We start from the raw sequence: 12,729 nt of genomic DNA, 5'->3' as shown, positions 1-12,729 counted from the left end.
GCTACCTTAAATTTTGAGTAATTCTCATCCCTTCTCTCCCTCCACATTCAAGCTCATCAGAACCCCATGCTCTTTATCCATGTGCGGAATATAAGCCTGCGAATAATCATCGTAATCCCTGTGAACAGTATTACGCCAGTCATACCTGTGAATATTTTTGAATCCTACTTTCTCTAAGAGTTTTTCAAGATACTTAAAGTCAAACAGAACATGATGAAAATTATATTCATATTCCTGGCCACCGTACAAAAGACCCATTACAAGTTCCATATCCTTATATTTTTCGTAAACCTGCGCAACAGCTTCAAAATCCGGTACAGCAAGCCTCAGTATGCCATTTGGCACAAGCACACGATGCCATTCTTTCAATACATTCTCAACCTCATGTCTTTTGAAATGTTCAAGCACATGGCATGCGTAAATAAGCTCAATTGAATCATCCTCAAACATTGACAGATCAGAAACATTGTGTCTGTAATCAATATGCGGATAATCTGCTAAATCAACATGAGTAAATCCTGGGATATATCTTTTACCGCAACCAAGATGTAATTTTTTTATATTAATCTCCTCTTGAATACCACTCAATAGTCTTCTCAAGCCCGGTCCTGAAATCGGTCTTTGCAACAAACCCGAACTCCTTTTTAGCCCTGGATGTATCAAGACTTCGGCGCGGCTGCCCGTCGGGTTTCGTTGTATCCCATAGTATTTTTCCATCAAATCCCGTCAATTCAACTATCATATCGACAAGATTTTTAATGGATATCTCAAAGCCAGCACCGATGTTCACAGGGTCGCTTTTATTGTACTTCTCTGAAGCCATTACAATAGCCTCAGCCGCATCCTCAACGTACAGGAACTCCCTTGTTGCTTTACCTGTGCCCCAGACGGTGACCTCAGAAGCATCAGTTTTAATCGCATCCACGCATTTCTTTATCAGCGCCGGTATCACATGCGAGGTTTCAGGATCGAAGTTATCGCCAGGTCCGTAGAGGTTCACCGGCAGAAGGAAAATCGAGTTAAAGCCGTACTGCTGCCTGTATGCCTGCGACTGAACAAGCAGCATCTTCTTGGCAAGCCCGTAAGGGGCATTTGTTTCTTCCGGATAGCCATTCCACAGATCTTCCTCTTTAAAGGGGACCGGAGTGAACTTTGGATAACAGCATATCGTGCCGATAGCCACGAACTTCTCAAGACCACGAAGCCTGCCCTGCTCCATCATCTGCACACCCATCATCAGATTATCGTAGAAGAACTTACCCGGGTTATTGCGGTTCGCCACGATGCCGCCGACCACAGCCGCCAGATGGATTACAATATCAGGGTCGGAATCTGCGTACAGACGTTTTACATCTTCAGTATTAACGAGATTGTAATCCCTGCTTCGGGGGATGAAAATATCGCTGCACCCGTTCTCCTTAAGTTTCCTGACAACATTGTTGCCGAGGAAACCCGCCCCGCCAGTTATCGTAATCCTTTTATTTTTAAGGTACGACGTGTTTAATCTCCCCTTTGTAGTTCTTATAACCGTTGAGTTTCAACTCTTCTTTTTTCAGATCCGCATCAATCATTAGTTTCACTAACTCTTCAAATCTCACCACAGGCTTCCATCCCAGTTTCTTGCGTGCCTTGCTGGAATCACCCGCGAGTGAATCCACCTCTGTTGGTCTGAAATACTTCGGGTCTATTTCAACATGATTCCGCCAGTCAATATCGAGATAATTAAAAGTTTCTTCCAGAAATTCCCGTACAGAATGAGTCTCACCGGTCGCAATAACATAATCATCGGGTTCATCCTGCTGGAGCATCAGCCACATCGCCTCGACGTAATCTTTTGCATATCCCCAGTCCCTCTTTGCATCAAGGTTGCCAAGGTAAAGTTTATCCTGCACGCCCAATTTGATCCTGGCGGCTGCCATTGTTATTTTCCGTGTGACAAACGTTTCTCCCCTGCGGGGAGATTCATGGTTGAAAAGTATCCCGTTACATGCAAAGAGATTGTATGCCTCCCTGTAATTCACCGTCATCCAGTAAGCATACACCTTCGCCGCCGCATACGGGCTTCTTGGCCTGAAAGGTGTGTTCTCTTTCTGCGGAGGCGGCGAGTTCCCGAACATCTCGCTGCTTGAAGCCTGGTAGACCTTCGTATCAATACCGCTTTGCCTGACGGCTTCCAGCAGCCTTGTCATGCCCAAGCCACTTATATCCCCTGTATATTCGGGCATATCGAAACTGACGCGCACATGGCTCTGTGCGGCAAGATTGTAAATCTCATCTGGTTCGATATTGTATATTATATTCGTTATCTGGCCGGCATCCGATAAATCCCCGAAATGCAGGGATAAATTTGTCTTCTCATGTGGGTCCATGACAAGATGATCGATTCGTTTAGTGTTGAACGTACTTGCCCGTCTTATAATCCCATGAACTTCGTATCCTTTTTGCAGCAAGAATTCTGCTAAATAAGACCCGTCCTGACCTGTTATCCCGGTTATCAAGGCTTTTTTTACTATTTTTTCACATCCTTATCTCTTATTCGCCGCCCCGATGCCGCGGTAAGTGAACCCGAGCACGACGGCCTCATCTTTCTCAAACACGCGCCTGCCATCGATCAGTATTGGAGTGCGCATGAGTTCCTTTATCCTTTGCAGTTCAAGCTCCCTGAATTCCCTGTGCGCAGTCATCAGTACCATGGCGTCCGCGCCCTTAAGAGAACTGTAAACATCTTTTTCCACCTCTCCGTACTTTTGCAGGTATTCGCTCTCTATATACGGATCAACGATATGGATTCTGGCATCTCTCCTTTCAAGTTCTTCCACAAAGATCTCAACCGGGCTCTCTCTCGGGTCGCCCACATTCTCTTTATACGAAAAACCGAGCACGACAACTTTTGAATTTTTCACAGATTTCTCACGTTCATTGAGCGCATCCACCAGCAGTTCGAATACGTGCACTGGCATATAATCATTAATCGCCCTCCCTGCCGTGATAACTTTTGAGTGATATCCCAATTCCTCTGCTTTTTTCACCAGATAATACGGATCAACTGGCAGGCAGTGTCCGCCGACCCCGGCACCTGGATAGTAAACATTGAAGTTCCACTTGGTAGATGCAGCTTTTATCACTTCCATAACGTCAATGTTCATCCTCTCGAAAATAAGCGCCAGCTCGTTCATCAAAGCTATATTAAGATCCCTCTGTATGTTCTCTATCACCTTGCAGCCTCTGCCGTCTTGATATCCTTTACCAGGAACACATCCTTAACGATATGCCTGTATAATTGCTTTGTAGTTTCGCCCCATTGCGGCGTTATGCCCCCGATGACCCTCACCACATCACCGATCGAATGTTTGCTGTCGCCCGGATTGTATCTCTCAGGGCAGTGCGCCAGTCCGAAATCAACCCCTGCTTTCAATCCGGATTTTTCAAGTAAGGGGTTGAGAACGTCCTCGGTAACGCCCGGATATACTGTGGATTCAAGGACCACAAGCTTATTCTTTCCCAGTCCCTTCGCGATATCCTCCCCGGAGGAGATGACGGGTACCAGGTCAGGTCTTTTATCCGGCGTCACAGGCGTGGGCACGATAATAAGGATCGCATCGCTTTTTCGTGTAGCTTCTGCGGTATCGGCAGTAGCGGTCAGTTTTTTATCCTGGACCACTTTTTTTACTCTCTCGTCAAGATTCAGGTCCTTTAAATGGCAGCCGCCCCTGTTGATCAAGTCAACGACCTGCTTTTTCTTATCCGCTCCTATGACCCTGAAACCCTTTTCAGCAAAACTTACTGCTGTTGGGAGGCCAACATATCCAAGCCCAATGACACACACAACAGCAGATTTATTATTGAATTTTTCAGCTAACTCCATCGTTAAACCACCTTATTGTCTCCTTAAGTCCCTCTTTAAAATTGCTCTGAGGTTCGTATCCGAATGATTTTGCCCTTGAAATATCAGCTAAAGAATGTTTAATATCTCCTGCTCTTGGTGCGATATATACAGGTTTAATATTCTTTCCAAGAATCTCATTAATCATATCGACCAATTTATTAATAGTTATCCTTCCCCCGCAGGCTATATTGAACACACCTGTCGCATCAGACTCGGCTGCGAGGATGTTGGCTTCAACCACATACTTAACAAAGGTAAAATCCCTGCTCTGCTCTCCATCCCCGTATATCGTGGGAGGCTTATTGTTCAATATGCTGGTTATAAATTTCGGGATTACAGCAGCATACTCAGAGGTCGGGTCTTGCCTCTGCCCGAAGACATTGAAGTACCTCAAAGATACGGTCTTTAATCCATATACTTCCTGGAATACCTTACAATAATATTCCCCGGCAATTTTTGTTACAGCATATGGCGATAGCGGGTTTGGCTTCATATCCTCCCTCTTTGGCATCTCTGGAGCATCACCATAAACTGATGACGATGAAGCATATATTACTTTTTTTACTCCCGCTTCTTTTGATGCCATCAGGACATTCAACGTGCCGTTTATATTTGCATCGTTCGATGCGGATGGTTTCTCTATGCTTCTCGGTACGCTCGGGATTGCACCCTGGTGGAAAACATAATCCACATCCCTGATGATTTCCTGAAGAAGAGTAAAATCCGTCATGCTTCCTTTAACAAATGTAACGCTGCCTTTTTTAACCAAGTCTTTTACGTTTTCCATTCTTCCTGTCGACAGGTTATCCAGGATAATTACTTCGTTATCCTTTGCCAGTTCTTCTGCAAGATGCGAGCCTATAAAGCCCGCGCCGCCGGTTACCAACGCTTTCATTTTAGTTCACCTCGTCTAATATACCTTGAAGTATTTCATTGTTTCTTTTAATCGCGGCTATCACTTCATAGCCTCTGCCCTTGCAGCTTACTCTAGGTTCGTCTTTACCTTCAATATAACCCCATCCTCTTCGCAATCTCCCCGACACCTCTCATCGCAGCTGAATCCTCAGGCAATTCAGCCAGCGGTCTCCCCTCAAGGTCAAAGCGCGCCAGGGTCTCATCAAAGGGCACAACGCCCACCAAGTCCATTTTCAACTCCCGCGCGTACTCCTCGATGCGCGCCCGGTTCTCAGGCGTAACCTTGTTCGCGATAACATGCATCTTCTTGACATTCAGGTTCAGCGATACTGCAAGCCCACGAATCCTCTCTGCTGTCTGCAAGCCCCGGCGCGAGCCGTCTGTCACGACAAGGAGTTCGTCAACATCGCGGATAATCCGACGCGATAGGTGTTCAAGCCCTGCTGCGGTGTCTATTATCGTCAAATCGTAGTTCTTAAGTATCCTGTCCATTATCCCGCGCAGCAGATTATTGGCAAAACAGTAACATCCAGAACCCTCGGGGCGTCCCATCACCAGCAGGTCGTAATGCGGCATTTCTGTTAGAACCTCGTAAACCTTTGACTCAAGCACTCTTTCCTTATTGGTATCAGGAGGCATCTTATCGCGCTCCTGCAGCATAAACTCCCGCATATCCCCGATTGTCTTATCGATTTTCACACCAAGCACATCAGGGAGATTGGAGTCGGGGTCTGCGTCGATGGCAAGCAGCGCCTTATTGCCTTTCGTGATGTGTTTTATAAGCATCCCGGCTACTGCTGTCTTGCCAGTTCCGCCTTTTCCTGTTATTGCTATTACTTTCATGGTTGAATATTTTCCGAACCATCTTTGCGCCCTTTGCGTGCTTTGCAGTGTTAAAATTCAATTCACCGCAAAGAGCGCCAAGAACGCGCAGAGAATCGATAGATCTGATAAAACAACGAAATCAATACGAACTGATACAAACCCTTGAGTTAGTATTGAGTTCGTATCAGTTCGTTGTTAAATTTTTAAATTAACTCTACCTACTTTTCTTTACCTTTCAATATAATCCTGTCAATAGTGATCTTAGCGTTCTTGAGAACTAATTTCACGCCCTCGCCGCCGCCAAGCTGCATCGGCGGCATCATTGGCATCCCTACAGGCATGTTCATGGAAGGTGCAGGCACCGACCAGGCAGGCGCCCCGACCTGAGATGCAGCTCCGTCGGAAGATACTGCCTCAGCAGCAGCCTCTTCTTTCGTCCAGCGCTGGATTACAGGATGCTGTTTTTTCTCAAGATAATCTTTCAGGGATTTTAAGTCGCTCACATCTTCTTCCGTAGGTAATTTATCCACAAGCTCAGGCGGTATATCCGCCTTTATCTTCTCTCTCAGGTTCTTTGGCATCCACACAACCCGGTTCCAGCCGCCATCAGCCTGGATGAACTTGGGCGAGCGGAAATAATTAACCCCGACGCCAAGGAAACCGATGATCTGCTTTCCACCACCGGTCTGGCCTGCCATTGTGGAGAATGCAAGACCGTTAGGCGCATTGCCGCTGAAATCCCTATCGACCCAGCCTATGCCGTCCACCTCAGGTATGTAGAACCCTACTACTTCAAAGCATCCGCAGCTTGTGTGCGGGTACTCGAAAAACGAATGTATTTTGATGCGGGAATATTCCCCGCCTGATAAAGCGACAGCTTTTTCGTTCACGCCTGAATACTCCCCGCCCTTCTCGTCAATTATCTCGCCTTTGGGAATGGCGAACTGCGGACCTTCAGGGTCTACCTTAGCCGCTGCGCGCCCATCAAACCAGTTTATCGCGCCGCACAGGGATATCCTGTCCGGGGTGACCACGCATACGTTCGTAGGTGCAAAGCTCTGGCACAGGGTGCAGCCGTAGAATACATCCACATCCTCGTCGTGCAAACCGCGTGTCCTGGCATCCCTTGCCTCGTAGATCTTTATGGCTTCCGCTCTCTGCTTCTCTACTTCTTCGGGGTCGGTTACATAAATCGCCTCGATCTTCTCGATAAAAGGCAGTTCGTTCTTGAACAGCATCATTGTGGCTTTAGCTATCTGTTCAAATGACTTCAGCCCTTTTTTAATTGCATCCTTGTTGACCCGCACCCAGACATCATAGCGCTGGTTCAGGTGCATGTAACCCTGGATATAATTCTGGAAATCGTGGTTTCGCCGCTCCACTATTGCCTCAAGGTCGGGCTCGACCAGCTTCCCTGCAATGCGGTATATCATCGCGTAAGGATGGCGGGAACCCTCCTGCATCTGTGAGATATCGGGCCCGATGAGAGTAAATTTTCCGTCCTCTATCTCATCTAAACCTGCAGCCTTCACGAGTTCGAACCCCCGTGATTTTGGACCTGCGAGCTCAACAAACATATCGTCTTTTCGTACACGTTCACCCTCGAACATGGGTGAGATTTCAAATGGAAATTCGTTTGCCATTACTTCCTTCCTGTCTTATAGTCCCCGTATTTGAACACGGGGTATTTATTTCTTCGGTAATTGATTTATAACCTCATCAAGCGCTGCAATGAACACATCTTTCTTAAGATTGCCAAATGACATATTCGCATTTGGATGATAGTATCTGTCTATAGATATCACTTTGACTTTTGAGAAATTCTTGAGTGCTGATATTGCCTGGGAGGCATAATAATAGGTGATGCCAAGGAACGTAACAAGATCATACCCGCCTTTCCCGTCAAGCCCCTGCCACTGCGGATCGCAAAGATACGATGCAAGCGCATGCATATTTGCATAGTGTACATCGACTCCTTTATCGCCAAGGGATACGTATGCATCCCCGACAGCAGCGATCTGAATGCCCGCCTGTCCCATAGATACGACCCGTTCAAGCACATCCTTGTCGTGGACTTCCGAACCCACGATCAGAAGAGGGCGCTTCGCTTTTGCAAGCATTTTTCCGGATACGGCAGGCATCACGGCTCTTGCCATCTCAGGACCGGGGATATTTCCCGTGTTAAAGGGAACAGCCTGGCGTGTTGTGTCGATGACCTTTTCTTCGGTCTTCTCCGTTGTTTTTGCAGGAGATTTTTCAATAGGCTTCGGCTTTTCAACAGTTTTTGCGGCAGTTTTATCAGCTGGCCTGGCAGGTTTTATTGGTACCTTTCCGCTCATTTCTTAGCCTCCTTGCACAGGCGGGGAACATTGGTAGGCTGGAACGAGACATCCACTTTCCGAAGTGGTCCTTCTGTTATCTTTTTCTTTTCCCAGTCTATCTTCCATCCCTTCTCTTCAAGCAATTTCATGAGCTGTTCCCTCTTGGCTACAGGGAGATCTGCTTCGCTTCTTACATAGGTATGCCAGTCATCAGGCATTTTTTTCATGTATTTCTCGCTGAGTTCAATGTAATGTGTCAGTTTGATGGCTCTCCCAAGGCTGTTATCGCTCGGTCTGAAGCACAGCTTAGCAAGGAGCGGCATCATTTCCTCTTTTGTCTCTGCCGTAATCATCAGGTGCTCGGGCGCAGGTTCAACATTGATGGTTGAGCCGTCTCTTGCATCCAGCACGTTCCATTCATCTTTCCTGTAAGGTTTGCCTATGAACGCGCGCCTGTACTTGGTACCGTGCGGTCCGGCAACGACAGGAATACCAAGCCTGTTGCATCCTGTAGCGATCGCAAAAGCTTTCTGCGAATATGCGCCCCAGGCTACCCCGGCAGCCCCGACCCTGTTAAGTACGTAATCGGCGATCTCTTCCCAGTTGCCTTTCGTCTTTCTTCCTGCAAATATCGAGGCGACTTTTATGGTAGTTGCAGCGATGTGCGCATTAGAAACGCATGAGCCTGTGTTCAGGAGATTGCCTTTAATGAATCTCCCCGGATAGCGCTCATACAGCGTCTTCCCTTCCTTATCCTTGTACATTCCAAGATCCATGGCTGCGCATCCCGATGATATGATGATGTAACTGCGCTGGAGCATCTCTTCTACAACATCATAGATATCTTTTGTCCCATCAGGATAATTCCCGCAACCCACAAAAGCAAGTACACCCGGCGTGGTGCCGAGCACCAGGTTCCGCCCTTCCTCACGTATCTCTGGATCGCCAATCTGTCCTCTTCCGATCCTGACCTTCCCTTTTTCTTCCCGGATCACACGTTGTGATGCTTTCTCGATGACGTTCAATACAGGAATATCAACAGGGCAGCTATAATCGCATCTTCCGCATCCGACACATTTGTCATGAAGTATCTCAAATTTTGAGAGGTCGCCAGCCACGGCCGCAGCCATAGCATCGGATATCGGCAGACTCTGCGGGCAGTCGCGCGTGCATTGCAGGCACTTTGTGCATTTTGAGACAAGTTTATTGAATTCAACATCATCCGGAAGCGCGGTTATCCCTCTGGCTTTCCTTATGGGCCCGATTTTCATAGCAAGTTTGGGTATCAACTCGCCGACCTTTTCAAGGTCGAGTATCAGTGCACCTGCCTGCTTTCCGCTTACAAGGTCATCCACGATCGCATCAACCGGGTCGTTAGACCGGTCAGGCAGACCGTACATGATCTTTTCATTGGTGGCTATGACAGGTATAAAAAGTTTCTTTGCTTCCTTCAGGATATCTGCCCGGACGCACTGCTCATCAGTAACAAGCACATCTGGTATGCCTGAGCGGATATACTTTAATTCCTTGCTCATGGAACCGATTATCTTTGCGGTCTTGTTATAACGGGTCATATCATGGGCAGTACAGCACAATCCTGCAATCTCTATCTTATCAAAGAGTCCGTCCCTGTCCATACAATCGAGAATGTACGCGGGTGCAGCGATGTTGTGCCCGACGCATATCACGACGGGTTTTTTGGAATCAAGGATGCCCATCCCTATCTCTGCCATCGGCGTGTCCTCTTCTGCCCTGGGCATGTTGAGGCAGGATATTTGTATAATATCCGCCACTTCCATTCCCAGGAGGTCAAGCATCCCGGCATGCAGTGCCTTGGATTCAAAATCCATCGCAGCGCCTTCCTGTCCGGTATTGATAGATGCAGTAAGCTGCGTCAACTGCTCTTCTACGTATTCGAGCACCGGAAGAAAATCGCCTATGGTTTTCGGCTGGAGTCCCATTATGGTCTCCGTAAGAGGGGCTTTCAGGTTGCTTGGACCCACGTCTATGGGATGGTCTTCGCCGTATTTCCTGATCAGGTAATTAAGAAGGTGCCTGCCGTGCGCCGAGTGGCATGCGGCTCCCATTATGGCAGTCTTCAGTGCCTCTCTTGCGGACTGGGATTCAAGGTCAATTCCGCATGCGCCTTCCTTATTGCCTGTGAGGTTGCATTTCCCGTATGTGCAGTAATCGCAAGTATCGCTTGTGGGCGTATAAACAGGGTGGTACCTGTCAAGAATGCGATAATCCCAGTTCCGAAGGCTGATTATCTCAGGTCTGGGTGTAGGCCCTTCTATGATAGATTCCTGCCCAGGCTCAACTATTTTACCTATGTTTATTTGGACATTGTCCAATCCTTCAATTACAAAACTTCCTTTTTTAATTATCATTTATTGTCTCCGGCGGTTATCAGTGGTATTGAACTCCCTATACTGATAGTACCTGGCGATATTATAATTTTGTGGTTTCGATATCCAGGCTACCAAAGTATGGGCTTAAACCCCTGTGTCGAGTCAGTGGGATGAAATTTACATCAATGTATTTAAGGATTTTTGTATCTATCATTATCGTCAGTTATATTTTATTTGATAACCCAAAAACTTAAGTAAATACATGCTAACATCATTCTGAGTGGTTATATGAAAAAAGCTATTATTGTCGTAGATATGATAAATGATTTTGTCACCGGAAAGCTCGGAAGTCCGCGTGCCAAGAAAATCATACCGAATATAGCGGCTCTGCTGAAAAAAGCAAGAAAGCAGGGTATTCCTTTAATATATCTGCGTGATGCCCACACAGAGACTGACAGAGAAATGGGTATCTGGGGAGAACATGCCATGAAAGGCACCGGCGCATCGGAAATCGTGCCTGAACTTAAACCTGAGAAAAATGATATCGTGATCGAGAAGAGATGGTACAGCGGATTTGTGGACACCGAACTGCCATCGATTCTTAAAAAACTGGGCGTGGATACCCTGATAATCCTGGGCGTCAGCACGGATATATGCGTCCAGAACAATGTTGGTCATGCTTATTTTTCAGGATATAAAACGATAGTACCCCGGGATTGTACCGCCTCAATAGATGAAGAAGCCCAGGAGCAGGCAATTAAATACATGAAAAACATCTATGGTGCGGAGATCACAAGCTCGGATAAAGTCTTGTAGATAAATGATTCTTTAATGATCGCTGGAATAGATGAAGCAGGGAAGGGACCGGTACTCGGTCCCATGTGCGTTGCTGGAATCCTGGTGGATGAAGGGAAACTCAAGGAGCTCACCCGCCTGGGTGTTAAGGATTCAAAACAACTTACGCCCAAACGGCGGGAAGCACTTGAGGTCGGGATTAAAAAGCTTGCGGATAAGTATTACATCCTTGAGGTCAGCCCAAGGCAGATCGATGAGCTTCGAAAAATAATGACCATGAACGAAATAATGGTAATGTGCTATGTGAAAGTCCTTGGAGAGCTCAGGCCGGAGCGAGCGTTTGTAGATGCTGCTGATGTCATTGCCGAACGTTTTGGGGAGAATATAAAGAGAAAATATAGCGGAAAAATAGAAATCATCTCTGAACATAATGCGGATGAGAAATATCCGATCGTGTCTGCTGCCTCGATACTTGCAAAGGTGCGAAGGGATGCGTTAATAAAAGAAATAGAGAAAAAAGTGGGTGTTGAAATAGGGAGCGGCTATCCCTCTGACCCAAAGACCATCAGGTTCCTTGAAAAATGGGTTTTTGAGCACGGTTCGCTTCCAGATTTTGCGCGAAGCTCATGGGAAACGGCAAAAAGGGCGCTTGAAAAAGTTAAAAGGAATCAGAGCATACTCTCTGATTATTGATTTATAGGGTTATTTGGGTTCTTCCTTCTTTCCTTCTTTTTGCTCTTCCTTTGCCATTTCTATGTCCATCTTATAATCGTCGTAACCCATCCATGCTACGATTAAGCCTACGAACAGAAGGAAGAGACCGATTGTGCCTTTCAAGAGAACGAGCAGGTCTACCCAGAAGCCAAGACCATAATCAGGAACATACCATGCAATACCGATTAAGAATATTATAATACCAACTAACATCTTTATGATATTTTTTGCTGAAGACATTTTATAATCACCCACCTGACTTATACATTTATTCTATATTAAGTTTTTTTATGTGCGAGTGAGGAGGATAAACATATTATATGGATAATAATTTTATATTGGTATCACTATCAGATAATATGTGGAACTTGAATGAGCCCTGATGAAATCAATAAACTTGTAAAAAATAGTGTGGAGAGGCTTAAGAAAATCGAGGGATTTGATAAAGTAAGGTTCATTATACTATACGGTTCTGCTGTAGAGGGCATAACCCGTGAGGAGTCGGATATCGACCTGTGCATTGATATCGATGCAGAAACTGATTACGAGGGCTCAAAGTTCAGACTTAAGGTTCTATCAGAACTTCCTGATTTCTTTGATGTCCAGATTTTTTCCCAGCTTCCGCTGTATGTGAAAAAAGAAGTACTGAAGGGCAAAGTTGTCTTTTGCAGAGATGTAGAGTACTTATATGAAATCGCGCTTTTAACGATTAAGGAATTTGAGGATTTCAAGTACCGTTTTTATGATTATATCGGGGAAAGGGCGATTGCATGAGGATTTGACTATGTGCCGTATTTTTCTAATTTTCTGATTGACTCTTCCGTCTGCAGTGTTGTGCGTTTTAAGCTAAGTCGCATAAATAGAGTTGTATTTTCTTAAGAAATTCCTTGCGGCAGTTGTCATTACATCTATTGAAGCATGG

General features: G+C 46.1%; 12 protein-coding genes and 1 pseudogene. 3 read left to right on the top strand and 10 right to left on the bottom strand.

All coding sequences use genetic code 11. The annotated features are described in order from the left end of the window. Positions 1-24 precede the first annotated feature (24 nt). From MNV_RS18720 to cdhA, 9 genes and pseudogenes are all read right to left on the bottom strand, one after another. Positions 25-588 carry a class I SAM-dependent methyltransferase gene (locus MNV_RS18720; protein WP_218838076.1) on the bottom strand — a complete coding sequence of 188 codons (564 nt, stop codon included), beginning with the start codon at positions 586-588 and terminating at the stop codon, positions 25-27. Beyond that, the gene (locus tag MNV_RS18715) at positions 563-1,468 is read right to left on the bottom strand and encodes a GDP-L-fucose synthase family protein (protein ID WP_257000123.1); all 906 of its coding nucleotides are present in this window, start codon (positions 1,466-1,468) and stop codon (positions 563-565) included. The genes MNV_RS18720 and MNV_RS18715 overlap by 26 nt, the downstream gene beginning before the upstream one ends. Positions 1,469-1,484: 16 nt before the next feature. Then, complete coding sequence (gmd, locus tag MNV_RS18710; RefSeq protein WP_096207456.1) at positions 1,485-2,513, bottom strand: GDP-mannose 4,6-dehydratase; 1,029 nt, start codon at positions 2,511-2,513, stop codon at positions 1,485-1,487. An 87-nt stretch (positions 2,514-2,600) separates the two neighbouring features. Beyond that, a pseudogene (locus MNV_RS20945) lies at positions 2,601-3,865 on the bottom strand (nucleotide sugar dehydrogenase); the annotation flags it as partial. After that, on the bottom strand, positions 3,852-4,781 hold the full coding sequence (locus MNV_RS18700) for an SDR family oxidoreductase (protein WP_096207455.1): 930 nt from the start codon (positions 4,779-4,781) through the stop codon (positions 3,852-3,854). The gene MNV_RS18700 and the pseudogene MNV_RS20945, both read right to left, overlap by 14 nt. Positions 4,782-4,891: 110 nt before the next feature. Next, complete coding sequence (locus tag MNV_RS18695; protein WP_096207454.1) at positions 4,892-5,644, bottom strand: ATP-binding protein; 753 nt, start codon at positions 5,642-5,644, stop codon at positions 4,892-4,894. A gap of 200 nt (positions 5,645-5,844) precedes the next feature. Further along, entirely contained in the window at positions 5,845-7,269 is a 1,425-nt protein-coding gene (cdhC, locus tag MNV_RS18690; protein WP_096207453.1) for a CO dehydrogenase/CO-methylating acetyl-CoA synthase complex subunit beta, read from the bottom strand. Between the two features lie 45 nt (positions 7,270-7,314). Further along, on the bottom strand, positions 7,315-7,965 hold the full coding sequence (gene cdhB, locus MNV_RS18685; protein ID WP_096207452.1) for a CO dehydrogenase/acetyl-CoA synthase complex subunit epsilon: 651 nt from the start codon (positions 7,963-7,965) through the stop codon (positions 7,315-7,317). Continuing rightward, the gene (gene cdhA / locus MNV_RS18680) at positions 7,962-10,337 is read right to left on the bottom strand and encodes a CO dehydrogenase/acetyl-CoA synthase complex subunit alpha (RefSeq protein WP_096207451.1); all 2,376 of its coding nucleotides are present in this window, start codon (positions 10,335-10,337) and stop codon (positions 7,962-7,964) included. The genes cdhB and cdhA overlap by 4 nt, the downstream gene beginning before the upstream one ends. A 249-nt stretch (positions 10,338-10,586) precedes the next feature. Here cdhA and MNV_RS18675 point away from each other — a divergent pair, with 249 nt between their 5' ends. Together MNV_RS18675 and rnhB are read left to right on the top strand one after the other, a co-directional pair. Then, positions 10,587-11,114: a cysteine hydrolase family protein gene (locus MNV_RS18675; protein WP_096207450.1), complete on the top strand. Its 528-nt coding sequence runs from the start codon at positions 10,587-10,589 to the stop codon at positions 11,112-11,114. 15 nt (positions 11,115-11,129) lie between these two features. After that, the gene (rnhB, locus tag MNV_RS18670; protein ID WP_096207449.1) at positions 11,130-11,786 is read left to right on the top strand and encodes a ribonuclease HII; all 657 of its coding nucleotides are present in this window, start codon (positions 11,130-11,132) and stop codon (positions 11,784-11,786) included. Positions 11,787-11,795: 9 nt separating this feature from the next. Here rnhB and MNV_RS18665 read toward each other — a convergent pair whose 3' ends face one another. Continuing rightward, entirely contained in the window at positions 11,796-12,047 is a 252-nt protein-coding gene (locus tag MNV_RS18665) for a hypothetical protein (protein WP_096207448.1), read from the bottom strand. A gap of 132 nt (positions 12,048-12,179) precedes the next feature. Between MNV_RS18665 and MNV_RS18660 the strand changes: the two genes are divergently transcribed. After that, the gene (locus MNV_RS18660) at positions 12,180-12,581 is read left to right on the top strand and encodes a nucleotidyltransferase domain-containing protein (RefSeq protein WP_179294095.1); all 402 of its coding nucleotides are present in this window, start codon (positions 12,180-12,182) and stop codon (positions 12,579-12,581) included. The last annotated feature ends 148 nt before the right edge of the window (positions 12,582-12,729 follow it).

Origin of the sequence: Candidatus Methanoperedens nitratireducens, assembly GCF_900196725.1 — an archaeon.
Classification (GTDB): domain Archaea; phylum Halobacteriota; class Methanosarcinia; order Methanosarcinales; family Methanoperedenaceae; genus Methanoperedens; species Methanoperedens nitroreducens_A.
The sequence above is the reverse complement of the archived record's forward strand: the minus strand, read 5'-3'. Positions and strand labels throughout refer to the sequence as shown.

Coding starts and splice junctions, on each gene's coding strand:
- MNV_RS18700 (WP_096207455.1), bottom strand. CDS start 4,781: ATGAAAGCGTTGGTAACCGGCGGCGCGGGCTTTATAGGCTCGCATCTT.
- MNV_RS18695 (WP_096207454.1), bottom strand. CDS start 5,644: ATGAAAGTAATAGCAATAACAGGAAAAGGCGGAACTGGCAAGACAGCA.
- cdhC (WP_096207453.1), bottom strand. CDS start 7,269: ATGGCAAACGAATTTCCATTTGAAATCTCACCCATGTTCGAGGGTGAA.
- cdhB (WP_096207452.1), bottom strand. CDS start 7,965: ATGAGCGGAAAGGTACCAATAAAACCTGCCAGGCCAGCTGATAAAACT.
- cdhA (WP_096207451.1), bottom strand. CDS start 10,337: ATGATAATTAAAAAAGGAAGTTTTGTAATTGAAGGATTGGACAATGTC.
- MNV_RS18675 (WP_096207450.1), top strand. CDS start 10,587: ATGAAAAAAGCTATTATTGTCGTAGATATGATAAATGATTTTGTCACC.
- rnhB (WP_096207449.1), top strand. CDS start 11,130: ATGATCGCTGGAATAGATGAAGCAGGGAAGGGACCGGTACTCGGTCCC.
- MNV_RS18665 (WP_096207448.1), bottom strand. CDS start 12,047: ATGTCTTCAGCAAAAAATATCATAAAGATGTTAGTTGGTATTATAATA.
- MNV_RS18660 (WP_179294095.1), top strand. CDS start 12,180: ATGAGCCCTGATGAAATCAATAAACTTGTAAAAAATAGTGTGGAGAGG.